Origin of the sequence: Curtobacterium sp. 9128, from assembly GCF_900086645.1 — a bacterium.
In the GTDB taxonomy this organism is placed as follows: domain Bacteria; phylum Actinomycetota; class Actinomycetes; order Actinomycetales; family Microbacteriaceae; genus Curtobacterium.
In genome coordinates, this window is the sequence record NZ_LT576451.1 from 2,480,390 (window position 1) to 2,504,837 (window position 24,448).

General features: G+C 71.7%; 23 protein-coding genes and 1 pseudogene. 18 read left to right on the forward strand and 6 right to left on the reverse strand.

All coding sequences use genetic code 11. The annotated features are described in order from the left end of the window. Window positions 1–91: 91 nt before the first annotated feature. The gene (locus QK288_RS11965; RefSeq protein ID WP_281264533.1) at window positions 92–1,135 is read right to left on the reverse strand and encodes a glycosyltransferase family 9 protein; all 1,044 of its coding nucleotides are present in this window, start codon (window positions 1,133–1,135) and stop codon (window positions 92–94) included. A gap of 50 nt (window positions 1,136–1,185) precedes the next feature. Beyond that, window positions 1,186–1,734: an HAD family hydrolase gene (locus QK288_RS11970; RefSeq protein ID WP_281264534.1), complete on the reverse strand. Its 549-nt coding sequence runs from the start codon at window positions 1,732–1,734 to the stop codon at window positions 1,186–1,188. Window positions 1,735–1,833: 99 nt separating this feature from the next. Here QK288_RS11970 and QK288_RS11975 point away from each other — a divergent pair, with 99 nt between their 5' ends. The 3 genes from QK288_RS11975 to QK288_RS11985 all read left to right on the forward strand — a co-directional run bounded on the left by QK288_RS11975 (window position 1,834) and on the right by QK288_RS11985 (window position 4,360). Continuing rightward, window positions 1,834–2,844: a glycosyltransferase family 9 protein gene (locus QK288_RS11975; protein ID WP_281264535.1), complete on the forward strand. Its 1,011-nt coding sequence runs from the start codon at window positions 1,834–1,836 to the stop codon at window positions 2,842–2,844. 47 nt (window positions 2,845–2,891) lie between these two features. Continuing rightward, window positions 2,892–3,248: a PRC-barrel domain-containing protein gene (locus tag QK288_RS11980; protein ID WP_281264536.1), complete on the forward strand. Its 357-nt coding sequence runs from the start codon at window positions 2,892–2,894 to the stop codon at window positions 3,246–3,248. A gap of 110 nt (window positions 3,249–3,358) precedes the next feature. Beyond that, window positions 3,359–4,360 (forward strand): SGNH/GDSL hydrolase family protein, encoded by a 1,002-nt coding sequence (locus QK288_RS11985; protein ID WP_281264537.1) that lies wholly within the window; start codon window positions 3,359–3,361, stop codon window positions 4,358–4,360. A 4-nt stretch (window positions 4,361–4,364) separates the two neighbouring features. On the opposite strand, the gene QK288_RS11990 is transcribed toward QK288_RS11985, so the two are convergent. Continuing rightward, entirely contained in the window at window positions 4,365–5,225 is an 861-nt protein-coding gene (locus QK288_RS11990) for a universal stress protein (protein WP_281264538.1), read from the reverse strand. 61 nt (window positions 5,226–5,286) lie between these two features. Then, complete coding sequence (locus QK288_RS11995; RefSeq protein ID WP_281264539.1) at window positions 5,287–6,153, reverse strand: alpha/beta hydrolase; 867 nt, start codon at window positions 6,151–6,153, stop codon at window positions 5,287–5,289. A gap of 22 nt (window positions 6,154–6,175) precedes the next feature. Between QK288_RS11995 and QK288_RS12000 the strand changes: the two genes are divergently transcribed. After that, entirely contained in the window at window positions 6,176–6,718 is a 543-nt protein-coding gene (locus tag QK288_RS12000) for an NUDIX domain-containing protein (RefSeq protein WP_281264540.1), read from the forward strand. A 42-nt stretch (window positions 6,719–6,760) separates the two neighbouring features. Continuing rightward, a complete protein-coding gene (locus tag QK288_RS12005; protein ID WP_281264541.1) occupies window positions 6,761–8,794 on the forward strand; it encodes a carboxypeptidase regulatory-like domain-containing protein in 2,034 nt (677 codons plus the stop codon). A 168-nt stretch (window positions 8,795–8,962) separates the two neighbouring features. Here QK288_RS12005 and QK288_RS12010 read toward each other — a convergent pair whose 3' ends face one another. Together QK288_RS12010 and QK288_RS12015 are read right to left on the reverse strand one after the other, a co-directional pair. After that, window positions 8,963–10,327 carry an MFS transporter gene (locus QK288_RS12010; RefSeq protein WP_281264542.1) on the reverse strand — a complete coding sequence of 455 codons (1,365 nt, stop codon included), beginning with the start codon at window positions 10,325–10,327 and terminating at the stop codon, window positions 8,963–8,965. 231 nt (window positions 10,328–10,558) lie between these two features. Beyond that, entirely contained in the window at window positions 10,559–11,428 is an 870-nt protein-coding gene (locus QK288_RS12015) for a hypothetical protein (RefSeq protein WP_281264543.1), read from the reverse strand. Window positions 11,429–11,521: 93 nt separating this feature from the next. Here QK288_RS12015 and QK288_RS12020 point away from each other — a divergent pair, with 93 nt between their 5' ends. The 13 genes and pseudogenes from QK288_RS12020 (at window position 11,522) to ruvB (ending at window position 24,421) form a co-directional block, all read left to right on the forward strand. Then, the gene (locus tag QK288_RS12020; RefSeq protein WP_281264544.1) at window positions 11,522–11,716 is read left to right on the forward strand and encodes a hypothetical protein; all 195 of its coding nucleotides are present in this window, start codon (window positions 11,522–11,524) and stop codon (window positions 11,714–11,716) included. Between the two features lie 491 nt (window positions 11,717–12,207). Next, the gene (gene ybaK / locus QK288_RS12025) at window positions 12,208–12,693 is read left to right on the forward strand and encodes a Cys-tRNA(Pro) deacylase (protein ID WP_281264545.1); all 486 of its coding nucleotides are present in this window, start codon (window positions 12,208–12,210) and stop codon (window positions 12,691–12,693) included. Window positions 12,694–12,824: 131 nt separating this feature from the next. Further along, window positions 12,825–15,428 (forward strand): ATP-dependent Clp protease ATP-binding subunit, encoded by a 2,604-nt coding sequence (locus tag QK288_RS12030; RefSeq protein WP_281264546.1) that lies wholly within the window; start codon window positions 12,825–12,827, stop codon window positions 15,426–15,428. 602 nt (window positions 15,429–16,030) lie between these two features. Beyond that, a complete protein-coding gene (locus QK288_RS12035) occupies window positions 16,031–16,264 on the forward strand; it encodes a hypothetical protein (RefSeq protein WP_281264547.1) in 234 nt (77 codons plus the stop codon). Between the two features lie 60 nt (window positions 16,265–16,324). After that, a complete protein-coding gene (locus tag QK288_RS12040; RefSeq protein WP_281264548.1) occupies window positions 16,325–16,867 on the forward strand; it encodes an adenine phosphoribosyltransferase in 543 nt (180 codons plus the stop codon). A gap of 154 nt (window positions 16,868–17,021) precedes the next feature. Further along, the gene (thrS, locus tag QK288_RS12045) at window positions 17,022–18,944 is read left to right on the forward strand and encodes a threonine--tRNA ligase (RefSeq protein WP_281267579.1); all 1,923 of its coding nucleotides are present in this window, start codon (window positions 17,022–17,024) and stop codon (window positions 18,942–18,944) included. Further along, window positions 18,944–19,516 (forward strand): HIT domain-containing protein, encoded by a 573-nt coding sequence (locus QK288_RS12050; protein ID WP_281264549.1) that lies wholly within the window; start codon window positions 18,944–18,946, stop codon window positions 19,514–19,516. The genes thrS and QK288_RS12050 overlap by 1 nt, the downstream gene beginning before the upstream one ends. Before the next feature lie 13 nt (window positions 19,517–19,529). Then, the gene (gene pdxS / locus QK288_RS12055; RefSeq protein ID WP_281264550.1) at window positions 19,530–20,456 is read left to right on the forward strand and encodes a pyridoxal 5'-phosphate synthase lyase subunit PdxS; all 927 of its coding nucleotides are present in this window, start codon (window positions 19,530–19,532) and stop codon (window positions 20,454–20,456) included. After that, complete coding sequence (gene pdxT / locus QK288_RS12060; RefSeq protein ID WP_281264551.1) at window positions 20,446–21,057, forward strand: pyridoxal 5'-phosphate synthase glutaminase subunit PdxT; 612 nt, start codon at window positions 20,446–20,448, stop codon at window positions 21,055–21,057. Before pdxS ends, pdxT begins: the two co-directional genes overlap by 11 nt. A gap of 136 nt (window positions 21,058–21,193) precedes the next feature. Beyond that, window positions 21,194–21,964, forward strand: coding sequence for a YebC/PmpR family DNA-binding transcriptional regulator (locus QK288_RS12065; RefSeq protein ID WP_281264552.1), 771 nt, complete (start codon window positions 21,194–21,196; stop codon window positions 21,962–21,964). Between the two features lie 20 nt (window positions 21,965–21,984). Then, window positions 21,985–22,512, forward strand: a pseudogene (gene ruvC / locus QK288_RS12070) (crossover junction endodeoxyribonuclease RuvC); the annotation flags it as partial. Window positions 22,513–22,763: 251 nt separating this feature from the next. After that, complete coding sequence (gene ruvA, locus QK288_RS12075; RefSeq protein WP_281264553.1) at window positions 22,764–23,387, forward strand: Holliday junction branch migration protein RuvA; 624 nt, start codon at window positions 22,764–22,766, stop codon at window positions 23,385–23,387. Then, a complete protein-coding gene (gene ruvB, locus QK288_RS12080; RefSeq protein WP_281264554.1) occupies window positions 23,384–24,421 on the forward strand; it encodes a Holliday junction branch migration DNA helicase RuvB in 1,038 nt (345 codons plus the stop codon). The genes ruvA and ruvB overlap by 4 nt, the downstream gene beginning before the upstream one ends. The last annotated feature ends 27 nt before the right edge of the window (window positions 24,422–24,448 follow it).

The window sequence follows — 24,448 nt, forward strand, 5'->3', positions numbered from 1 at the left end:
AGGAGCAGGACGCTACGCAGCGGCAGATGGCGTGCTTCGCAGACTGCCCCCGGATCATCCACGGAGCGCAGCGAAGCGCCCGCAGCCCCCGTCAGCCCAGCGCAGCGAGCAGCCGGTCGTGCGCCGCCAGCACGTCCGAGACCGTCACCGAGGTCAGGCACGGGTGTCCCGGCACCGGACACTCCCGCGCACGGCTCAGCCGGCACGCCGCCGTCTGATCCCCGAGCACCTCGACGTGCGGCCCGGCTGGCGCCCACTTCACCGCTGGCACCACCGGCGAGAACAGGCTGACGATCGGTACCCCCACCGCAGCGGCCAGGTGCGCCGGCCCGGTGTTGCCCACGACCACGACCTCCGCCCCGGCCAGCACCGCGGCGAGCTCGCCGGGGCTCGTCCGTCCGCCGAGGTCCAGGACGGGGGAGTCGTACCCCGTCCCGCCGGCGGCGACCTCCGCGGTGAGCGCCCGTTCACTCGGCGACCCGGTCACGACCACCGGGGTCCCGCGTGCCGCGTACGCGGCGACGAGCGCGCGGTGGTGACCGACGGGCCAGGAACGCGCTGGGACGCTCGCTCCCGGGTGGACGACGACGTAACGGCCCAGGCCGAGCACGTCCGGAGGTGCGACGGCGTCGCGACGCACCGCGAGCCTCCCGTCGTCGTCCGGCGGCAGCCGGAACCCGGCAGCCGCCGCGATCCGCAGGGCGCGCTCCGGCTCGGGGAGGTCCTCTGGCAGGTCCTCTCCCGGCCGCAGTCGCACGTCGAGCAGGGTGCCGGGGTGGTCGACCGACGCGCCGGTGATCCTGGCGACGCCGGCCAGTCGGAGCAGGACGGCGAGGGGGAGCGGCGACTGGTGGAACGAGGTGAGCACGACGGCTTCGTCGACGTCGGCCTCGTCGACGAGCCGGCGGAAGGACGCGAGTGCGTCGTCGTCGAGGGCACCTGGGGTCTCGGTGACCCACGGTGCCGCCCAGACCCTGATGGCGTCGATCCCCGGCAGCAGCTCGGCGGCCGGTGCACCCTGGGGCCCGCAGAGCATCGTGACGTGCGACGCCCCGGCGGCGACGGCACGGACGGCGGGTCCTGCGACGAGCACGTCACCGAACGAGTCCAGCCGCGCCACGAGGACGCGGGTCACGGGCGCCCCACCACCCGCGCTCGTCACGGGCGCCCCACCACCCGCGCTTGTCACGGGCGCCCCACCGCGTGCGCGAGCACGAGCGCCACCGCCTCCGCGAGGTCGACGGCCACGGTCGGTGCCGCGGCGATCTCCTCCGCGCGGGTCGAGCGCGTCGGCACGAGGATCGACTGTGCACCGGCGGCGGCAGCGGCGCCGACGTCCGCGCCGATGTCACCGATGACGACCAGCTCCTCGGCGGGGACCCCGAGGGCCTCGGACGCCCGCAGGACCAGCCCCGGGCGGGGCTTCCGACAGGCGCAGTCGTCGTCGGGGCCGTGCGGGCAGACGCACCACACCGCGAAGGGCCCGACGAGCTCGTCGACGCGGGCGTTCGTGGCGTCGACCTCGGCGCGGGTCGCCCCGCCCCTGGCGATCACGGACTGGTTCGTCACGACGCCGACGGGGAGACCTGCTGCTCGGGCGCGCTGCACGGCGAGTCGCGCGCCCGGGACGGGGACGACGCGGTGCGGGTCGGCGTTGTAGGGCACGTCGATGACGAGGGTGTCGTCCCGGTCGAACAGGATCCCGCCGACGGGGCGGTCCGCGGAGAGGGCCATGCCCTGAGTTCTACGCACCGGGTGCCGGGTGCTCGGGCAGGAAGGCCGCAGAGCGCGTCCTGGGGAGCCCGTCGGCCACGTCCGGCTACCGTCCCGCTCGTGACCGCTCTCGATCGCCTGCCCCCGTCCGACGGCCGACCGGAACTCGTCGTGCTCCGCGCCATCAAGCTCGGCGACCTCCTCGTCGCCGTCCCGGCCCTCCACGCTCTGCGCCGCGCGTTCCCCGACCACCGGATCAGCCTCGCGACGACGGCGTGGCTCGCGCCGCTCGTCGAGCTGATCCCGTCCGTCGACGTGCACCTCGGACAGCAGGGGTTCGACCACCCGATCGGGGTGCCCTCCGGCGTGACCGACGTGGCCGTCAACCTCCACGGCGCCGGTCCGGAGTCCGAGGACCTCGTCGCCGCGCTCGGCGCGCGCCGGGTCCTCCACCACGGCGCCGGCGGACCGACGTGGGACACCGGCATCGTCAACGAACGCGAGCGGTGGACCGCACTCCTCCGCGCGTACGACATCGACGCGGACGCCGACGACGTCGCGATCGACCGCCCGGACGATCCCCCCGTCGTCGACGGGGCAGCCGTGGTGCACGTCGGTGCGTTCCACGGCGCCCGGCACTGGCCGGTCGACCGCTTCGCCGAGGTGGTGCGCGGACTGCGCGAGCGCGGACACGACGTCGTCCTGACGGGAGGCCCGGCTGACGTCGAGCGCGCCACCGCGGTCGCGGAGGGGGCCGGTCTGCCGCCGGGGGCGGTGCTGGCCGGCGTCCTCGACCTCCGTGCGTTCGCCGCGGTGGTCGCTGCGGCACGCGTCGTCGTCACGGTGGACACCGGGGCGGCCCACCTCGCATCGGCGTACGGCATCCCCTCGGTCGTGCTCTTCGGACCGGCACCGCCCGAGAGCTGGGGGCCGCCGGCATCCGGACCGCACGTCGTGCTGACGGACGCGTCCCTCCGTCGCGGCGACGTCTTCTCCGAGGAACCCGATCCGGCGATCCTCGCCGTGCACGCGGCCGACGTGCTCGCAGCGGTCGACGGGCTGGGCGTCGGCGGTGTCAGCGTCCCCGGGCTCGGCGTCCCGGGCCGGGCGGACGCAGGTGCCGACCGGTAGCGTCGAGGAGCGGTGCCGGAACGACCGGCCACCGCGGAGGGAGCACCGTGTTCGAAGCGGCCAACATCCGGGACTGGATCGGCCTGCCGGTCGTCGACGAGGGCGACGACCGCGTCGGGACGCTCGAGAGCATCTACTACGACACCGCGACCTCGGAACCCGCGTTCGGCGCCGTGCAGACCGGCCTCGTCGGCTTCCAGAAGCTCGTCTTCGTCCCGCTCACCGGCGCGACCGTCACCCCGAAGCACCTGCACGTCACGTTCGCGAAGAAGCTCATCAAGGACGCGCCGTCGATCCCCACCGACGGTGAGCTCGACGCGGCGACCGAGCCGGAGCTGTACTCGCACTACGGACTCGAGCACCGCACGGGCAGCAACGGCGAACGGCGACTCGGCCGACGCTGAGGACGCCCGGCTAGCCTGGTTCCCTCCGTCCGACCCCACGCACACCCGAGGGACCCGCCCTGCTCCGTTCCGTCCGTTCGACGCTGGTCGCCGCACTGGCGGTGTTCGTCGTGCTCGCAGCCGGATCGATCGCCGCGCCGTCCGCGTCGGCGGCGCCGCTCTGGCCCGTACCGCAGCCGTACCGCTCGTCGGCCGAGCCGCCGGAGCGCCTCGCGAACCTCCCGGTCGGCAGCGAGTACGTGGCGTTGGGTGACTCGTACTCGGCGGGCTACGGGCTCGGCGACCCGACCGGGCTGCCGACGACCGCGTGCGGGCAGTCCGCCCAGGACTACCCGCACCGGATCGCCGCCCGGTTCGGCCTCGCGTTGCACGACGTCACGTGCGGTGGTGCCACCAGCGCGGACATCCTCGGCGGGCACCAGTTCCGGGGTGTGCCGCCGCAGATCGAGGCGCTGTCGTCGGACACGCGGCTCGTGACGCTGACCATCGGCGGGAACGACGCCGACCTCTTCGGCACCGCGGCGTCGTGCCTGGCGCTCTCGGCGAAGGGCCCGGTCTTCTCCGGCCGTGACGCCCCGTCCTGCCGGAGCACCCTGGTCCGCGACGGCGTGGACCAGCTCGGCACGAAGATCCAGGCGCGGGTGTCCCTGGGCATCGCGAACACCCTCGCGGCGATCAGGAACGCGGCGCCGAACGCCGAGATCGTGTTCCTCGGGTACCCGGCGATCTTCCCCGACGCCGACCACACTCCGGCGAAGGGGTGCTTCCGGTCGGCGCTCGACATCGGGACGCTCACCGGGACCTTCCCGACGAACTCGTACCCGTTCACGAACACCGACGTCCGCTACCTGCACGGCGTCCAAGAGGAACTGAACGACGTCGCCCGGTCGGCCGCTGCCGCGGCGGGCGTCCGCTACGTCGACGTGTTCGCGTCGACGCAGGCGCGCTCGGCCTGCGCCACGAAGCGGCCGTACGTCTCCGGGGTCACGCTCGACTCCACCAACGGGCTCCGGCGGATCGACCTGGAGCCGGGCGCGCTGCACCCGAACACGGCGGGCGTCGCGTACCTGGCGCGTCGAGCGGAGGCTGCGATCCGCGACCTGCTCGGCTGAGCGGTCAGCCGATCGCCTCGGCCGCCGCGGCGGTCGCCGCCGCGGCCTCGTGCGCCGACGGCGGGACGACGCACACCGGTGACACCGTCCCATGCAGCACGTCGCGCAGCACCGACCCCGACAGCACCCGGACGTGCCCCCGCCCGAGCACGACGAGTGACGCGTGCCGGGTGTGCGCGGCGATCGCCCGACCCGGCCGGCCCTCGACCAGGAGCGACCGCAGCCGGACGTCCGGGTACCGCCCCGCGATCTCCGTCGACGCCCGCGCGAGCAACGCCTTGTTCTGCAGTCGCCAGCGGTCGGGGTCCTCGGCGAAGTCGGTCAGGCCGGTCCTGGTGAGCACGGGCATCTCCCACGCTCGGAGCAGGGTCAGCCGACGGTTCGTGCGGCGGGCCTCGTCGACGGCGATCGCGACGGCGCGTTCGTCGAGCGGGTCCTCCACTGCGAGGACGACGTCCCCGTCGATCGGGTGCGGTCCGTCCGGCACGACGACGGTCGGCACCGCCGCGCGTCCGGCGACGCGCGCGGCCTCGCCCCCGACCGTGGACCCGCGTCGGCTCCGGAACGTCCCGATCACGAGCAGGTCCGTCGTGTCCGACTCGGTGAGGAGCGCAGCGGCGGCCGGTCCGGCGTGCCGGACGACCTCGACATCGACGCCGGGCAGCGCGCTCCTGGTCTCGTCCGCGACGTGCTCCGCGACCCGTTTGCCGTCCGTACCGACGCGGCCCTCGAGTGCCGGATCGACACCGACGACCCGGACCTGCCGGATCCCGGTCCCTGCTCGCGCCGCGATCCACCTGACGGCCTCGTCGTGCGGATGCGCCGCGTCCGCCGCGAGCGTGACGCTCGTCCACTGCTCGTCCATCCCGATCGACCTCCTCATCGGGGCCAGCGCGGGGCGTCGGTCGGCGCTCCTGGCGCTGAAACTACTCCCGGCCGGCGCGGAGCAACCAGTCCATCGCCTGCGGGAGTGCCGTGAGGACGGACACGTGCCCGAGGCCCGACCGTTCGTGCAGGGTCGCGTCCGGCAGGCCGGCCGCGAGCATCCGTCCGTGCGCGACCGGGATGACCCGGTCGTCGACGCCCTGTTCGACGAGCGCCGGCACCCGCACGTCGGCGAGGGCGAAGCCCCAGTCCGTCACGAACGCCACGTCGTCGTCGGCACCGCCCTGGAGGCTCGTGGGGCCCGCCGCCTGTGCGTCCTGACCCAGCGCGGCCCACTCCCCGTCCAGGGCCGTCCAGTCGGCGTCGGTGAACTGCGCGGGGTCGAACCCGGCCGTCTCCGCCCAGGCGAGCCGAGCCTCCCGTCCGGCCTGCGCGCTGCGCAGGCCGCCGTCCTCGGCCATGCCGTCCCACCAGGCGGCGTCGTCGACGAAGGGGGCTGGTGAGGCGAACGTCGCGACGGCGGTGACGCGGCCCGGGAGCAGCGCGGCTGCGGCGAGGGCGTGCGGGCCGCCGCCGGAACCGCCGACGACCGCGACGCGGTCGATGCCGAGCGCGTCGAGCACCTGCGCGAGATCCCGGGCGCCGTCGGCGACCGTCCGGCCCGGCAGCGGGTCGGCGCCGCCGAAGCCGGGGCGGGTGACGGCGACCAGCCGGATGCCGCGTTCCGATGCCGAGCGGCGGACCGGTTCGAGGTGCGCGCCGGTGTGCGGCGTCTCGTGGTGCCAGACGACGGTCGGAGCGTCCGGGCGCGCATCGGTGCCGTCCGCGGTGTCGTCGACCAGCACGGTCCGGTCGTCGTCGAGTCGCACGGGACGCAGGTCGTCTCCTGGACGGGTGCTTCGCTGCATGGCGCGAGCGTAGCCTCGCACCATGGTGCGGAGTGCGGGACTGCTGCTGTACCGGACGGATGCGTCCGGGGTGCTCGAGGTGTTCATCGCGCACATGGGCGGCCCGTTCTGGCGTCGGCGCGAGCGGGCGTGGTCGATCCCGAAGGGCGAGTACGGCGACGACGAGTCACCGCGCGATGCCGCGCTCCGGGAGTTCGCGGAGGAGATCGGGGTGGGGGCACCGACGGAGGACCTCGTCGACCTCGGCGAGTTCCGACAGGCGTCCGGGAAGCGTGTGACGGTGTTCGCCGGGCACGCCCCGTCGTTCTCCGTGGACGCCGTGCACTCGAACACGGTGCGGCTCGAGCTCCCGCGCGGATCGGGTCGCTTCGTCGAGGTGCCCGAGGTCGACGACGCCCGCTGGGCGCCGATCGAGGACGCTCGCTCCATGCTCGTCGCAGGGCAGGTCGCGGCGCTCGGGGCGCTCGGGGCTCTCGACGCACGGGGACGTGGTGCAGGAGTGACGCGTGCGGTGTCACGACCGGATCTCGATCTGGCCCGAACGGGGGGTTGCTGGATAGCCTGAGCGGGCACTGAGGTCGGTCGGTGCGCGAACAGGGGAGTACGCATGCGCCGTTGGCGGATGGTGGCAGCCGGGTTGACCGGGATCGTCCTCGCGACGGGGTTGGCCCTCGGGGGTGCGACGAGCGCCTCGGCCGCGCCGGCGCAGCACTGGGGGGACTTCACGGTCAGCGGGACCGGCAAGGACTACCACGGCACCATGACGATGCCGGGGTTCCCGGAGACCACGTTCAGGTCGACCGCGTCCCAGGCGACCGTCATCAGCGGCGCGTCCACGTGGCAGTCCGCCGCGACCGGGCCCGGTCAGCTGTACGGGTCGAGCAAGGGGCACACCTACATCAACCAGCGGCCGAACGCGAACAACGCCGGCAGCCCGTCCGTGACGACCTACACCTTCGACGGGAGCACCCCGGTCGGCAGCTGGTCCTTCGTCCTGGGTGACATCGACGCCGACCAGGCGACGATCTCCGCCACCGTCGCGGGCGGTGGGACCGCCACGCCGGCGCAGCTCGGGTACCAGGGCTCGTACAACTCGTGCTCGGTGTCCTCGCCTGGTGGGTGGTCCTGCACGCCGGACCCCGACGGCACGACCGGGCAGGACAAGCCGACCTGGAACGACACGACGGGGACGCTCACGGGCAACACCGCAGCGAACGACACCGCCGGCGCGTCCGCCTGGTTCACCCCGACGGTCCCGCTCCTCAGCCTGACGGTCAGCTACCAGTGGCGCAGCGGCTTCCCCGTGTACCAGACGTGGTTCGCGTCGCGGACGGCGGCGCTGAGCGGTGTCGCCACCCTCGACACGACGCCGATCCCGGGCGCGACCGTCACCGTGACGGCTCCCAGGGGGACGATCTACACCACCACGACGGGCACCGACGGCTCCTACTCGTTCCCGGACCTGCCGCAGATCGGCGGGTACACGGTCGAGGTCACGCCCCCGAGCGGCGCCGAACCCCTCGATCAGAGCAGCACCGTGAGTCTCGTCGGGACCGACGGCAGGGCAGATCGCGCGTTCACGGCTCCGAACGGCACCGCATCCGTCATCGGGACCGTCACCGGCGAGGACGGCACGACCCCTGCGGCGAACGTGCCGGTCGTCATCATCGACCCGGCGGACGGCTCCACCCTCGTGACCACGGAGACCAACAGCGAGGGCGTCTACACGGGCTCCGGCCTGCCCCCGGAGTCCGATCTGGCCGTGTCGGTGGGCGGTGCCGACCCGGTGCCGATCAGGACCGGGGAAGCCGGCGTGCCGCCGGAGCAGCTGGACCCCATCGCCGCTCCGCCGACTGCCGTCGCGACGATCTCCGGCACCGTCACACTCGACACGATCGCGGTTCCTGCGGGGGTGGTCGTCGACCTGCTCGACGCCGACGGCAACGTGCTGGCGTCCACGACGACCGGTGCAGGTGGCGGGTACGAGTTCACGACCGTCCCCGGCGCCTACACGGTGCGCTCCGCGCTCCCGGCTGAGGGCGCCGAGGGAGCCTCGACCCTGGCGGTGGACACGACCGGCGGGCTGGACGTCACGAACGCGGACTTCGCCTTCACCACACCGGAGCCGGCGGCGCCGCAGGTCGTCGAGCAGCCGGGTACCGTGACCGACACGAACGGCGACCCCGTCGCAGGTGTCCAGGTCGTGGCGACACCGACCGACCCGGACGCGGGAGAGCCGGTGACCACGACGACTGGTCGCGACGGCTCGTTCGTGCTGCCGGGGCTCAACCCCACCTCGGAGTACGAGGTCGTCGTGGGCACCGGTGAGGACCCTGGTCAGCGGAAGACGATCACCACCCCGGAGACGGGTTCGGGCGACCCGATCGCGTTCGTCGTCCCGGCAGCGGTGACCCCGACGCCGACCGTTCCCCCGACGACTCCGCCGGTGTCCGGTGGTGGCAACGGCACGACGCCGGTGTCCTCGACGGGTGGCTCGTCGTCCACCGGTGCCCTCGCCTACACGGGCGCTGACCTCACCCCGGGGCTGATCGCAGCCGGCGTGCTCGTGCTCCTCGGTGCCGGGCTGCTCACCTTCCGAGCCGCTCGCAACCGCCGCCGCTCGGAGCACCTGCAGGACTGACCCCGGGCGCCGCTCGCGGTCGCCGCCGATGGTGCGGCACTTCCGCACAACCGAAAGCGATCCGCGCCACGACTTCTCGTGGCGCGGGTCGCTTTTCGTTGTGTGAGAGCGAACCGCACCACGCCGGTGTACCCGCGCGCCGCCGCCGCCCGCCCGCCGCCCGCCGCGTCAGCGCGAGCGCTGTGTCCGCGTCGTCCCGGTGATCGTCGCGACGGACCCCGTCATCGTCTGGATCGCCCGGCTGATCGTCGGCATCGACGTGGTGACGACCCCGAGCGACGACGTGATCGCCTCGATCGACGAGGTCGACAGGTGCTCCTGGTGCGTCGTCCGCAGCGGGAAGCCCCGACGGGCAGCGACGACGACCCCGAGGGACCCGAGCAGCACGACGGCTCCGGCGAAGGGCATCGTCTGCATGCCCGAGAGCCCGAGCACCTGCCCGCCGATGGCCGCACCGCCGGCGATGCCGATGTTCGACGCCCCGTTGACGAGCGCCCCCGCGATGTCGGGGGAGACGCCCCCTGTGCGGATCGCAGCCGCCATGAACAGCGTCCCCGTCGTGCCGTTCGCAGCCATCCAGACACCCGCGACGATCATCGTGCCGATGAGCGAACCGTGCACGAACGGCAGTGCGACGAAGGCGGCTGCCATCGTGGCGACCGCGGCGATGAGCGTCTGCCGGGGTGCCTTGTCGACGAACATGCCGGCGAGCCAGAGCCCGATCACCCCGGTGCCGCCGAGGACGAGCAGCGCCCCGCTCACGAGGCCCGAGGCGAGCCCGGCGTCGATCGCGTACGGCCCGATGTACGTGTAGACGATGTAGTGCCCCGCGAAGAGCAGCAGGTCGGCCACGACGACGGCGAGCAGCCCGCTGCGTGCCCATGCCTTCGGCGACCCGATGTGCGGCGAGGACGTGCCGCGGACGCCGGGCAGGAACGCCAGGGCCACGACGGCCAGGATCGCCGCGCAGACCGCGACGGCACCGACCGCCGGGCGCCACCCGATCGACTGCCCGACCCCGGTTGCGAGGGGCACGCCGATGACGAAGCCCAGCGAGCTGCCGGAGTAGACGAACGCGATGGCACGGCCGGCGAGCCGCGGCGGCACGATGCGCGTGGCGTACGCCGACGCGACCGAGAAGAACAGCGCGTGCGCGATGCCACCGACGACCCGGCCGGCGCAGACGATCGCGAAGGACGGCGCGAGCGCGATCATCAAGTTGGAGACGGTGTACCCGACGAGTGTCGACACGAGCACGGTCTTCCTCGGCAACCGTGCGGTGAGCGACGTCAGGGGAAGCGCGAGCAGTGCCACGGCGGTGGCGTAGACGGTGATGACGATGCCCATGGTGGACTCGGTGACGCCGAGGTCCTTGCTCATGGTACCGAGCAGCCCGACGGGCATCAGCTCGGTCGTGATCGCGAAGAAGGTCGCGAGACCGAGGACGGCGATGCCGACGACGGCCTTCGAGGTCAGGACGGACGTCGAGACCGTGGACGTGGTCGTGCTGATGGACGCTGTGCTGGTGGACACGGTGCTGACCTCCTCAAGGCGTGGCGGAGCGCGCGACGGGGATGTCACGTCGGCGACACCACGACCGGGTCGGTCGGGCAGTGCGCGCTCGCGGGTTGTGGGTGTGTTGGTTGGTCACTCCACGGCGAGTGCGATCCATCCAGTGTTGCACGATGAACCGGACCTGGCGAGGGCCCTTGCCGAGAATGTCCTAGGAGCGCTCCAACGCAGGAGTTGCGCGGGCATTCCCGATCAGTACTCGTTCGTCACGAGCCCCTGGACGCCGCCACCCGAAAGGTTGACCGTGAGCGTCCCGCTGAGCGACGACGCCGAGAGCGACACCGACCCGTGCAACGCGTCCTCCCGCGGGTAGCAGGCAGTCGTGGCCTGCAGCCGGTCCGCCGTCGCCACCAGGCAGATCGTGGACCGGTCGGAGCCGACGCCCGCCCAGACGTTCCACGGTGTCGCCGAGTCGTCGCCGCTCAGCGACCGGTTCGTGAACACGAGTCGGGTCGTGTGCAGGCTCACCGGCACCTCGAACGAGCCCGGCAGCTGGTCCGCGTACGTCTGCGGCGCGTCGAGGAGCTGCTCGAGGGTCACCGTGCCCGCGGTCGGGGTCACCGACGGCGACGCGGGTGTGTCCGGACGTGCGGTCCCGACGACGAGTCCGGTGCCGAACGCGACGACGACGGCCGCGGCGACGCCGCCGGCGATCCACGGTCGCGCACGCCGCTCGCCGAGCACCCGCCGCACGCGCGCCCAGACCGACGACGGTGGCGTCACGGACTCGTCGTCAGTACCGGACCGGCGGTCCGGCTCGGTCGATCGGTCGCCCTCGGCCTGGAGGCCCGGCTCACCCTGGTCGGTCGACCGCTCGTCCGGCACGGGGTCGGGTCTCGGCGCCGTGGTCGGCTCGGGCACCGGCGCTGCGGCAGGTACGTGGATGGCCTCCGCTGCCGCAGGCTCGCGGCGGACGGTGCTCGAGCGTCGCTGCGCCCGTCGATCGAGGTCCGCCAGCGCGATGCGCGCCTTCGCGGCCTCCGCCTCGGGGGACCCCGCGCCCCACGCCACACGTTCCAGGCGCGCTCGGGCGTCCCTGGTGTCGTCGCCGTCGTCGGCCATGCGTGCTCCCGGATTCCGGCCGCTGCTCTCCCGCTCATCGTGGCACTCCGCAGCGCGCCGTGCTCGCCCAGTTCGGGGGAGTAGGCCTGGCGCATGACCTCACCCCGCGAACCCGACCCCGAGATCGTCGAACCCGTCAGCCGCGACACGCAGTCCGGCGAGGCCGACTACGTCGCGACGAACCCCGGCGGCAGTGGCACGGAGCGCCACAACCCCCTCCCGGAAGAGGAGCAGGGCCGCGGCACCGAGTACGACCCCGTGGACCAGGGCCCTCAGCACGAGGGCTGATCCCCACACCCTGCGAGCCCCGGGGTCCAACCCGATCGAGTGCGCGCTCGTGGCGACCCAATCCCGGTCGCCCCGACTGTTCCGCGCACTCGATCCAGTCCCGGCGCCCAACCGCATCGAGTGCGCACTCGTGGCGACCCGAACCCAGTCGCCTCGACTGTTCCGCGCACTCGATCCGGCTCCCGGAGCCCGACCCCATCGAGTGCGCACTCGTGGCGACCCGAACCCAGTCGCCCTGACCTTTTCCGCGCACTCGATCCGGCTCCCGGAGCCCGAAGTACTTCCGCGCACTCGATCCGGCTCCCCGAGCCCGAAGCGATCGAGTGCGCAGTCGTGGCCGCCACCGGATCCCTCGTGCCACCCTTTCCACGCATTCGACCCGGGTGCCCCGCCCGGAACACTTCTGCGCACTCCACCCCGAGGCACAGGAGGTTCGGCGTACGCCCGCGTGCCGCCGACGGCATGCGTCCCGCGCGGGGGAGGATCACGGCATGAGCGTTGGATCCCCGAGCACCCCTGCCACGCTCGCGCTGGAGCGGGCAGGCGTCCCGTTCACCCCGCACGTGTACGAGCACCACGAGACCGCGACGAACTTCGGCGAAGAGGCGGCCGCCGCGCTCGGCCTCCGTGAGGAGCAGGTCTTCAAGACGCTGATCGTCTCCGTCGACGGGGCCCTGGCGGTCGCGATCGTCCCGGTCGCGAATCGTCTGGACCTCAAGGCCATCGCCGCGGCGGTCGGGGGCAAGAGGGCCACGCTCGCCGACCCTGCCCTCGCCGAGAAGCGCACCGGCTACGTCGTCGGCGGGATCAGCCCCGTCGGCCAGCGGTCCCGGACCCGTACCGTGCTCGACGAGTCGGCGACCGAGTACGCGACGATCTTCGTGTCCGGCGGCCGTCGGGGCTTCGACATCGAGATCGCCCCGAGCGACCTGCTCGCGGTCACCGAGGCCACGACCGCTGCGATCGCCCGCACCTGAGTGCGGCCCTGAGTGCGGCCCTGGTTCTGGACCTGAGTCGGCTCGCCGCAAGTTTCTCGCTCGACCGGGAATGACCCGGCACCTCCTGCGTTGCATTGAGTCAAAGGCACTCAAGTTCCCAGGAGGTCCCGTTGCCAGAGACGTTCGGCCCGACCGGCGGCAGTGACTCGTTCGACGAGTTCCTCGCCCGCCTGCTCGCGGCGCAGACCGACGGTGACACCCAGCGCTACCGTTCGCTGGGACGCCCCGTCGACATCACGCGACTGCTCAGCCGTCGCACCCACGAGCTGCTCCAGCACACCGCCGAGTTCGCGGTGGCCCAGGGGCAGCGTGAGATCGACGCACTGCACATCCTGCACGTGCTCGTCCGCACCCAGCCCTTCGATGCCGTGATCCGCTCCGGTGGCGTCGACCCCGAACGCCTGGCCGAGGAGATCGAGCAGCGACTCCCCGCCCCGTCCGACGTCCGCGTCGACGGGCGCCCGGCGCTGACCCCGTCCGCGCAGCGCATCCTCGTCGAGGCGACGCAGGCCGCGCGCGGGTTCGGGAGCACCTACACCGACCCCGAGCACGTCTTCTTCGCGCTCGTGATGGACCAGGAGACCGTCACCGGCCAGCTCCTCGCGAGCGCCGGCGTGACGCCCCAGGTCATGCAGTCCTACGCACAACAGGCCGCAGATGCGGCTCGAGAGGGGCGTCCCATGCCGGGAACGACCGAGGCGGACCAGCAGGAGCAGTCGGACACCCCGACGCTCGACCAGTTCGGCACCGACCTGACCGAGCGCGCTCGTGACGGCCGCATCGACCCCGTGGTCGGGCGTGCGGAGGAGATCGAGCAGACCGTCGAGATCCTGCTCCGTCGCACCAAGAACAACCCCGTGCTGATCGGCGAGCCCGGCGTCGGCAAGACCGCCATCGTCGAGGGGCTCGCACAGCGCATCGCCGACGGTGACGTCCCCGCCCTGCTCCACGGCAAGCGCGTCGTCTCCCTCGACCTCGCGGGCATGCTCTCCGGCACCCGCTACCGCGGTGACTTCGAGGAGCGCCTCACGAAGGCGATGGACGAGATCGCGGCGCACGCCGACGAGCTCATCGTCTTCGTGGACGAGCTCCACACCGTCGTCGGTGCCGGTGGTGGCGGCGAGGGCGGCTCGATGGATGCCGGCAACATCCTCAAGCCCCGGCTCGCCCGCGGTGACCTGCACATGGTCGGCGCGACGACGTTGAACGAGTACCGACGGATCGAGAAGGACGCAGCACTCGAGCGTCGCTTCCAGCCCGTCACGGTGGGGGAGCCGAGCGTCGAGGACGCCGTCGCGATCCTGACCGGCCTCGCCCCGCGCTACGCCGAGCACCACGGTGTCACCTACACCGACGACGCCCTCCGCGCCGCGGTCGAGCTGTCGCACCGGTACGTCACCGACCGGCACCTGCCCGACAAGGCCATCGACCTCATCGACCAGGCCGGCGCACGCCGTCGGCTCGCCCGTTCGGGCGAGGTCGACGTCGAGGCGCTCCGCGACCAGCTCGCCGAGCTGCTGGCGGACAAGGACCGCGCAGTCGCCGAGGAGCTGTACGAGGAGGCGTCGCGCCTGCGCGACCAGACGGTCGAACTGGAGGCCCGGATCACCGCCGCCTCGTCGGCGGACGTCAGCCGGGCCTCCCGTCCGGGAGACGCTGAACAGGACCGGGTGACCGGCGAGATCACGGAAGCGGACATCGCTGCGGTGGTGAGCCGCGCCACCGGGATCCCGGCCACCCGGCTGACGCAGGGCGACCGGACGCGCCTCGCCGCGCTCGAGTCCGAGCTGCACGAACGCGTGGTCGGCCAGGACGACGCGGTCCGCGCGATCGCCACGGCGGTCCGCCGCAACCGGACCGGCATGGGCGACCCGCGCCGACCGGTGGGCAGCTTCCTGTTCCTCGGGCCGACCGGCGTCGGCAAGACCGAGCTGGCGAAGTCGCTCGCGGCGTCGCTGTTCGGCGACGAGTCGGCGATGCTCCGCTTCGACATGAGCGAGTTCGGCGAGCGGCACACCGTCTCCCGACTGGTCGGCGCCCCTCCCGGGTACGTCGGCTACGACGAGGCCGGTCAGCTCACCGAGCGCGTCCGTCGCAACCCGTACTCGGTCGTCCTGCTGGACGAGGTCGAGAAGGCGCACCCGGACGTGTTCAACCTGCTCCTGCAGGTGCTCGACGACGGTCGCCTGACCGACGGACAGGGTCGGACGGTCGACTTCCGGAACACGGTGGTCATCATGACGTCGAACATCGGGTCCGAGTTCCTCGCGTCGCGCTCCGGTGCGCTCGGGTTCTCGGCGTCGGCGGACGGCGGCTACTCGGACGACGACCTGCGGAACCGGGTGATGGGCAAGCTCCGCGAGGCCATGCGCCCCGAGTTCATCAACCGCATCGACGACATCGTGCTGTTCCGCAAACTCGACCGTGAGCAGCTGCACGCGATCGTGTCCCTGCTCGTCTCGGAGACCGCGATGCGACTCATCGCCCAGGACATGGTGCTGTCGGTGTCCGACGAGGCGGTCGACTGGCTCGCCGAGCACGGGTACGAGCCGGAGTACGGCGCCCGCCCACTGCGCCGGCTGATCCAGCGCGAGGTCGACGACCGCATCGCGACCCTCGTCGTCGACGGTGCCGTGCAGGCCGGTGACACGGTCCGCGTGACCGTCGGCGAGGACGGCCTGGTCGTGCGCGCGCAGGCAGCGGTCGGCGTCTAGTCCAGCTCGGTCACGAACGTCCCGGAACCACTTCGGTTCCGGGGCGTTCGTCGTGTTCGGGAATGCAATTCTTCTTTCTTCCGTTTTCCGCTTGCGCTCCTGCCGGGAATGTGGATAGTGTTCTCACGCCGCGAACGATCTGGTTGCGGCACCCAGACCTCGTGCCGAAAGGGGGCCGACATGTTCACCAACACCATCACCACGCAGACGCCGTTCCGTGCAGTCCGTGGGATCACCGGCGCCCCGCTCGCCGGGTCCCGCTGACGCGGAACGTCCGCCACACGCCTGATCTCCGCACCCCTTCGGTGTGCGCGCTGAGCACGGCTCGCGCAGGGATCGTCCGAGGCTGACCGGCCGCCGTCGGTGCTCGCCGGACCGCCGCATCGCGGTCATGGTCCGGCGCACGACGACGACCGGGAATGCCGTCGGGAATGTCGGTGGTGGCTGCGACGATTTCCGTGTCACGACGTTCTCCTGACCGATTCCGGGTCATTCGGTGCGAATGCATCGATTCCGGGTCCGGTCCATTCCCCACGCCCGGCATGGGGTGATTCACCATGCCCTCTTCTTGTTCAACATTCCTTCATCGAACGGTGACCACGATGTCAACGAAGTCCGTCCTCCGTCCCCCCGAAGCGCTCGACGCGCCCCGCACGGTCTCCCTGACCGACCGGGTCGCGCTGCGCATCGGGATGGCACTCATCATCTGGAGCCGCCGCACCCGTCGTGTCCGGCCCTCGATCGACCCCGCGCTGCGCGTGCAGCTCGAGCGCGAGCGCGCCGAGCGTGAAGCCCAGTGGCTGATGCTCGGTGCCGGCATGCGCGTGTGGCGCTGACGACGAACGCCCGGCACCTCGTGTGCCGGGCGTTCGTCGTCGAACCCGTACCGTTGTCGGGTGACCGAAACCGCTGCTGCCCTCGTCGAACGACTCACCGCCATCGTCCCGGACTTCCCGAAGCCGGGGATCCTGTTCCGTGACGTGACGCCGGTGTTCTCCGACGCCGTGGCGTTCGGCCGGGTCTGCGAAGCCCTCGCAGCCCCGTTCGCGATCGGCGCCGGGTTCGACGCCGTCGCGGGCATCGAAGCACGCGGGTTCGCACTCGCCGGCGGGATCGCCGCGCAGCACCAGGTCGGCGTGCTGACGATCCGGAAGGCGGGCAAGCTCCCCGGCGAGGTCCTCAGTGAGCAGTACGCGCTCGAGTACGGCGAGGCCGAGCTCGAGCTCCGTCCGGGTCAGCTCCCGGCCGGTACGCGCGTGCTCGTGGTGGACGACGTCCTCGCGACCGGCGGGACCGCGGACGCCACGATCACGCTGCTGGAACGTGCCGGATACCAGGCCATCGGGTTCGCGGCGCTGCTCGAACTCGACGGGCTCGCGGGCCGGGAGCGCATCGAACCGCGCCTGCCCGTGACGACGCTCGGGATGGTCCCGGCGTGACCGCCCTCGCGCACTAGTCTTGATCCACCCCATCCAACCGAGGAGTCCCATCATCGTGACCGAGTCAGTCGCACCCGAGCCCGCAGAGCTTCCCCAGGCACCCGAGCCCCGGACCGCGACGACGACCACGACGGGCACCGAGCTCTTCGACGGCGTGCGCGGCATCGTCGCGATCCGCGTCGCCGGCGTCCTCAAGGACCTCGCCGCGGACGTGCAGGCGGGGGAGACCGCCGAGCCGGTCACCCTCGACGAGCAGGACGGCCTCGACATCCTGCGCCACTCCGCCGCGCACGTCCTCGCGCAGGCGGTGCAGCAGATCAACCCCGACGCCAAGCTCGGCATCGGCCCGCCCGTCACCGACGGCTTCTACTACGACTTCGACGTCGCCGAGCCGTTCACGCCCGAGGACCTCAAGGCCATCGAGAAGGGCATGGACCGCATCGTCAAGCAGGCCCAGCGCTTCCGTCGCCGGGTCGTGACCGACGACGAAGCCCGCGAGCTGATGGCCGGGGAGCCCTACAAGCAGGAGCTCATCGGCCTGAAGGGCGCCGCGGCCGACGGCGACTCCGGCGAGAGCGTCGAGGTCGGTGCCGGTGAACTCACCGTCTACGAGAACGTCGACCCGAAGTCCGGGGACGTCGTCTGGCAGGACCTCTGCCGCGGCCCGCACGTCCCGCACACCCGGTGGATCGGCAACGCCGCCAAGCTCATGCGCGTCGCCGCCGCCTACTGGCGCGGCTCCGAGAAGAACCCGCAGCTGCAGCGCATCTACGGCACCGCGTGGCCGGACAAGGACCAGCTCAAGGCGTACCTCGTGCGTCTGGAAGAAGCGGCCAAGCGCGACCACCGCAAGCTCGGTGCCGAGCTCGACCTGTTCTCGTTCCCGGACGAGATCGGCTCGGGCCTGGCGATCTTCCACCCGAAGGGCGGGATCATCCGCCGCGAGATGGAGGACTACTCGCGTCGTCGGCACGAGGAGAACGGCTACTCGTTCGTCTACACGCCGCACATCACCAAGGGCGACCTGTTCGAGCAGTCGGGGCACCTGGGCTGGTACAAGGACGGCATGTTCCCGCCCATGCACATGGACCAGGCGGTGGACGAGGACGGCAACGTCACCCGGCAGGGCGCCGACTACTACCTCAAGCCGATGAACTGCCCGATGCACATCCTGGCGTACCGCTCGCAGGCACGGTCCTACCGCGACCTGCCCCTGCGGATGTTCGAGTTCGGCACGGTCTACCGCAACGAGAAGTCCGGCGTCATCCACGGCCTCACCCGGGTCCGCGGCATGACCCAGGACGACGCCCACATCTTCACCACCAAGGAGAAGATGAAGGAGGAGCTGACCACCACCCTCCAGTTCGTCCTCTCGCTGCTGCGCGACTACGGCCTCGACGACTTCTACCTCGAGCTCTCCACGAAGGACCCGGAGAAGTACGTCGGCGACGACGACGTCTGGGAAGAGGCGACCAACACCCTGCGCGAGGTCGCCGAGGAGTCCGGGCTCGAGCTCGTGCCGGACCCCGCCGGTGCCGCGTTCTACGGCCCGAAGATCTCCGTCCAGGCCCGCGACGCCATCGGTCGCACGTGGCAGATGTCGACCGTGCAGCTCGACTTCAACCTGCCCGAGCGCTTCGGCATCGAGTACGCGGCCGCCGACGGCACCCGTCAGCGTCCCGTGATGATCCACCGAGCCCTGTTCGGCTCGATCGAGCGGTTCTTCGGCGTGCTGACCGAGCACTACGCCGGCGCGTTCCCGGCGTGGCTGTCCCCGGTGCAGGTCGTGGGCATCCCCGTCGCCGAGGAGTACGCCGACTACCTCGACGAGGTGATCGCGAAGCTCCGTGCGCACGGCGTCCGCGCCGAGGTCGACCACTCGGACGACCGCATGCAGAAGAAGATCCGCACGCACACCAAGGCGAAGGTGCCGTTCCAGCTCATCGCGGGCGGCGACGACCGCGACGCCGGTGCGGTGAGCTTCCGGTTCCGCGACGGTCGCCAGGACAACGGCGTGCCCGTGGACGAGGCGGTCGAACGCATCCTCACGGCGATCCGCGAGCGCGCCCAGGTCTGATGTCGGCAGAGCAGGACGAGCCGCTGGTCATCCGGGACGCCGCCACGCAGGCGGCCGTCCCGGATGCCTTCCAGCGCCTCTGGAACCCGCACCGGATGGCGTACATCGACGCCGGTCGCGAGGGCGAGGGCCGCGGGCACAAGGACGACTGCCCGTTCTGCGAAGCACCGCAGAAGTCCGACGATGACGCACTCATCGTCGCGCGGGGCGAGCACGCCTACGTCCTGCTCAACCTGTACCCGTACAACAACGGGCACCTGCTCGTCTGCCCCTACCGCCACACGCCCCTCTACGACGAGGCAACCCCCGAAGAACTCCGGGAGATCGGCGAGCTGACGCAGACCGCGATGCGGGTGCTCCGGCAGGTCTCGCACTGCGACGGCTTCAACATCGGCATGAACCAGGGCGAGGTCGCCGGGGCGGGCGTCGCCGGGCACCTGCACCAGCACATCGTCCCGCGGTGGGAGTCCGACTCGAACTTCTTCCCGATCATCGCCCGCACCAAGTCGATGTCCCAGATGCTCGGGGACACCCGCCGGCTCGTCGCGGAAGCGTGGCCCGCGCAGCACTAGACTGATCGCCATCATGAGCGACAGCACCAGTACCCCCGGCCAGGACCCCATCGGCACGTCCATCACCGGCTCCTCGCGCGTCAAGCGCGGCCTCGCGGAGATGCTCAAGGGCGGCGTCATCATGGACGTCGTCGACGCCGAGCAGGCCCGCATCGCGGAAGAAGCCGGCGCGACCGCGGTCATGGCCCTCGAGCGCGTCCCCGCCGACATCCGCGCGCAGGGCGGCGTCGCCCGCATGTCCGACCCCTCGATGATCGAGGAGATCATCGCAGCGGTGTCGATCCCGGTCATGGCGAAGGCCCGCATCGGTCACTTCGTCGAGGCGCAGGTGCTGCAGGAGCTCGGCGTCGACTACATCGACGAGTCCGAGGTGCTGTCGCCGGCGGACTACGTCAACCACATCGACAAGTGGAAGTTCACCACCCCGTTCGTCTGCGGTGCCACCAACCTCGGCGAGGCGCTCCGCCGCATCACCGAGGGCGCGGCGATGATCCGCTCCAAGGGCGAAGCCGGCACCGGTGACGTCTCCGAGGCGACGAAGCACATCCGCACCATCTCGAAGGAGATCGCGGCGCTCCGCAACCTCCGCCCCGACGAGCTCTACGTCGCGGCGAAGGAGCTGCAGGCCCCGATCGACGTCGTGCAGGAAGTCGCCGAGACCGGCAAGCTCCCGGTCGTCCTCTTCACCGCAGGTGGCGTCGCGACCCCGGCGGACGCCGCGATGATGATGCAGCTCGGTGCCGACGGCGTCTTCGTCGGCTCCGGCATCTTCAAGTCCGGCGACCCGGCCGCCCGGGCCGCCGCGATCGTCAAGGCGACCACCTTCCACGACGACCCCAAGGTCATCGCCGAGGTGTCCCGCGGTCTCGGTGAGGCGATGGTCGGCATCAACGTCGCCGACGTCCCCGCGCCGCACCGCCTCGCCGAGCGTGGCTGGTAGCCCCATCGGTGGTGCAGCGCCCCGCATCGGGGTGCTCGCACTGCAGGGCGACTTCCGCGAGCACATCGTCTCGCTGACCGAGCTCGGTGCCGACGTGGTGTCGCTCCGCCGCCCGGAGGAGATCGACGGCCTGCACGGCGTCGTGATCCCCGGCGGCGAATCCGGGGTGATGGACAAGCTCTCGCGGGTCTTCGGTCTCGCCGAACCGCTGACCGCTGCGATCCGGAACGGCCTGCCGACGTACGGCACGTGCGCGGGCATGATCATGCTGAGCGCCCGGATCACGAACGCGACCGCCGGGCAGCAGACGCTCGACGTGCTCGACACGACGGTGCGCCGGAACGCCTTCGGCAGCCAGAACGACTCGTTCGAGATCGACATCCCGATGCCCGACCTCGGCGAGGAACCGGTGCACGCGGTGTTCATCCGTGCACCGGTCGTGGAGCAGCACGGTGCCGGAGTGCAGGTCCTCGGTGCGCTGCCGGACGGCCGCGCGGTCGCCGTGCAGCAGGGCAACGTCCTCGCGAGCGCTTTCCACCCGGAGGTCACGGGCGAGGACCGCTTCCACCGACGCTTCCTGCACCTCGTCCGCTCCGCCTGACCCGCTCGGGACCGCCGCCTGACCCGCTCGGGACCGCCGCCTGACCCACTCGGAACCGCCGCCTGCGCGCCGGGACCGCACCGAGCCTCCAGATCGCTACACTGATCTGGACTTTCCGCAAGACGCAAGGAGAACCGTGTCCGGGCATTCCAAGTGGGCAACGACGAAGCACAAGAAGGCCGTCATCGACCAGCGACGTGCCAAGTCGTTCGCGAAGCTCATCAAGAACATCGAGGTCGCCGCGAAGATGGGCGGCGCCGACATGTCGGGCAACCCGACCCTGGTCGACGCCGTGCAGAAGGCGAAGAAGACCTCGGTCCCCAACGACAACATCGACCGCGCGATCAAGCGCGGTGCCGGGCTCACCGGTGAGTCCATCGAGTACACGACGATCATGTACGAGGGCTACGCCCCGAACGGCGTCGCGATGCTCATCGAGTGCCTCACGGACAACAAGAACCGTGCAGCGGCCGAGGTCCGGACCGCCATGTCCCGCAACGGCGGCACCATGGCCGATCCGGGCAGCGTCGCGTACAACTTCTCGCGCAAGGGCGTCATCTCGGTCTCGAAGGTGGACGGCCTGTCCGAGGACGACGTGATGACCGCGGTGCTCGACGCCGGTGTCGAGGACGTCATCGACCAGGGCGGGGGCTTCGAGGTCATCACCGAGGCGACCGACCTCGTCGCGGCCCGCACCGCGCTGCAGGACGCCGGCATCGACTACGACTCCGCCGACGCCGAGTTCGTCCCCGGCCTGAAGGTCCCGGTCGACGCCGAGACGGCCCGCAAGGTGTTCCGCCTCATCGACGCACTCGAAGACTCCGACGACGTCCAGAACGTCTACGCGAACTTCGACATCCCCGCCGACGTCCAGGCCGAGCTCGACCAGGACGAGGACGAGGACTGACCTTGTCGCGCCCCGGGCCCGTGCTCCGCGTGCTCGGGGTCGACCCCGGGCTCACGCGGTGCGGCGTCGGCGTCGTCGAGGTCACCCCTGACCGTCGCGCCCGCATGGTCGCGGTCACCGTGGTCCGCACCCCGTCGGACATGGCGCTCGAGCAGCGGCTGGTCCTGATCGCCGCGGGGATCGCGGAGCAGATCGAGGAACACCACCCAGACGCCGTCGCGGTCGAGCGGGTGTTCGCCCAGGCGAACGTCCGCACCGTGATGGGCACGGCACAGGCGTCCGGCCTGGCACTGCACGCCGCTGCGGTGCGCGGCATCCCGGTCGGGCTGCACACGCCGTCCGAGGTCAAGGCAGCCGTCACCGGGTACGGCAACGCGGACAAGAAGCAGGTGCAGGCGATGATCGCGCGCGTGCTCGGTCTCGCCGAGGCCCCGAAGCCGGCGGACGCCGCCGACGCGCTCGCCCTGGCCGTCTGTCATGCCTGGAGGCTCGGTGCACCCGACCAGGTCGGTGTGCAGTCCGGCAGTCTGACGCCGGCGCAACGCGCGTGGCGCGACGCGCAGGCCGGGACCGGTGGGCGCACGGCGTCCTCGCCACTCGCACGCGCTGCGGCGGCCGCCGCTTCCGCTGGGCGCTCGGGGACGGGAGCACAGCGCACCGCGTCGGGGACGTCCGCGGCTGCACCCGGCGACGCTGCCTCGCAGCGTGGCTCGTCCGTTGCGTCGGCGGCTGCACCCGTCGACGCTGCCTCGCAGCGTGGCTCGTCCGTTGCGTCGGCGGCTGCACGTAGGCTCGGAGCATGATCGCGAGTCTCCGGGGCACCTGCATCGACGTCGCCGGATCCGCCGTCGTGATCGAGGTCGGGGGAGTCGGCTACGCCGTCACGGTGACACCGGCACACGCACTCACCATGCGCCACGGCGCCGAGGTGTTCGTGCGCACGGCGATGATCGTGCGTGAAGACGAGCACCTGCTCTTCGGGTTCGAGTCGACCGACGCGCTGCGCGTCTTCGACCTCCTCCGCAGCGTGTCCGGGGTCGGCCCGAGGTCCGCGCTCGGTGTCCTCGGCGCGATGGACCCGGGACAGATCGCGAACGCCGTGGCGAACGACGACGACGCCGCGTTCCGGAAGGTGTCCGGCATCGGGCCGAAGACCGCCAAGCTCATCATCGTCGCGCTGTCCGGCAAGCTCACCGCCTTCGAGACCTCGTCGGCCACAGCTGCTGCCGGTCATGGCGCAACGGCGCACCCCGCGTCGGAAGACGTCGTCATCGCGCTCGTCGGGCTCGGCTGGCGCGAGGACGCGGCACGTTCCGCCGTCGACGACACGATCGCGAACGAACCCGGTGTCGCGGCCATGGGTACCCAGGCACTTCTCCGTGCCGCGCTCGGCGCCCTCCGCCCGACCGGGGCCGGCCGATGAGCGGCGGGATCACCGCGGCGGACGCCCAGTCACCGGAAGAACTCGCGTTCGAAGGCGCGCTCCGCCCGAAGTCGCTCGCCGAGTTCGTCGGGCAGCGCAAGGTCCGTGGGCAGCTCGACCTGCTCCTCAAGGCCGCAGCGATGCAGGACCGCACGCCCGACCACATCCTGATGGCCGGTCCGCCCGGTCTCGGGAAGACCACGCTGGCGATGATCGTGGCGCACGAGTCCGGTCGCCCCTTGCGCATGTCGAGCGGTCCGGCGATCCAGCACGCCGGCGACCTCGCCGCGGTCCTGTCGTCGCTGATGCCCGGTGAGGTCCTCTTCATCGACGAGATCCACCGGATGGCCCGCTCGGCGGAAGAGATGCTGTACCTGGCGATGGAGGACTTCCGCATCGACGTGATGGTGGGCAAGGGTGCGGGGGCGACGAGCATCCCGCTCGACCTCGCCCCGTTCACCCTCGTCGGGGCGACCACCAGGGCGGGCCTCCTGCCGAACCCGCTGCGAGACCGCTTCGGGTTCACGGCGCACCTCGAGTTCTACGAACGGGACGAACTCGAACAGGTCCTCATCCGCGCCGCACACCTGCTCGAACTCGACTTCGACCGCTTCGCGCTCCGCGAGATCGCCGGTCGGTCACGGGGCACGCCGCGCATCGCGAACCGCCTGCTCCGCCGCGTCCGGGACTACGCCCTCGTGCACGGCACCCGGGACGGCATGGCCGCGGTGCAGGGCGCCCTCGAGCTCTACGACGTCGACGAGTACGGGCTGGACCGACTCGACCGCGCGGTGCTCGAGACGATGCTCACCCGGTTCGACGGGGGACCTGTCGGCCTGAACACGCTCGCGGTCTCCGTCGGGGAAGAATCCGAGACCATCGAGTCGGTGGTCGAGCCGTTCCTGGTCCGCATCGGGCTCGTCACCCGCACTCCTCGGGGTCGGATCGCCACGCCGGCGGCCTGGCGACACTTCGGGCTCACGCCCGGTCAGCCGGCCGGTTCCGCCCAACCGGGGCTGTTCGACGACGAGTAGGCCCGTCTGCGGCATCCGCCACAGCCA

What these genes read in the sequence shown, in the direction of transcription:
- QK288_RS11970 (WP_281264534.1), bottom strand. Translation starts at nt 1,734, where the DNA reads ATGGCCCTCTCCGCGGACCGCCCCGTCGGCGGGATCCTGTTCGACCGG.
- QK288_RS11990 (WP_281264538.1), bottom strand. Translation starts at nt 5,225, where the DNA reads ATGGACGAGCAGTGGACGAGCGTCACGCTCGCGGCGGACGCGGCGCAT.
- QK288_RS11995 (WP_281264539.1), bottom strand. Translation starts at nt 6,153, where the DNA reads ATGCAGCGAAGCACCCGTCCAGGAGACGACCTGCGTCCCGTGCGACTC.
- QK288_RS12000 (WP_281264540.1), top strand. Translation starts at nt 6,176, where the DNA reads ATGGTGCGGAGTGCGGGACTGCTGCTGTACCGGACGGATGCGTCCGGG.
- QK288_RS12005 (WP_281264541.1), top strand. Translation starts at nt 6,761, where the DNA reads ATGCGCCGTTGGCGGATGGTGGCAGCCGGGTTGACCGGGATCGTCCTC.
- QK288_RS12015 (WP_281264543.1), bottom strand. Translation starts at nt 11,428, where the DNA reads ATGGCCGACGACGGCGACGACACCAGGGACGCCCGAGCGCGCCTGGAA.
- QK288_RS12020 (WP_281264544.1), top strand. Translation starts at nt 11,522, where the DNA reads ATGACCTCACCCCGCGAACCCGACCCCGAGATCGTCGAACCCGTCAGC.
- ybaK (WP_281264545.1), top strand. Translation starts at nt 12,208, where the DNA reads ATGAGCGTTGGATCCCCGAGCACCCCTGCCACGCTCGCGCTGGAGCGG.
- QK288_RS12035 (WP_281264547.1), top strand. Translation starts at nt 16,031, where the DNA reads ATGTCAACGAAGTCCGTCCTCCGTCCCCCCGAAGCGCTCGACGCGCCC.
- QK288_RS12050 (WP_281264549.1), top strand. Translation starts at nt 18,944, where the DNA reads ATGTCGGCAGAGCAGGACGAGCCGCTGGTCATCCGGGACGCCGCCACG.
- pdxS (WP_281264550.1), top strand. Translation starts at nt 19,530, where the DNA reads ATGAGCGACAGCACCAGTACCCCCGGCCAGGACCCCATCGGCACGTCC.
- ruvA (WP_281264553.1), top strand. Translation starts at nt 22,764, where the DNA reads ATGATCGCGAGTCTCCGGGGCACCTGCATCGACGTCGCCGGATCCGCC.
- ruvB (WP_281264554.1), top strand. Translation starts at nt 23,384, where the DNA reads ATGAGCGGCGGGATCACCGCGGCGGACGCCCAGTCACCGGAAGAACTC.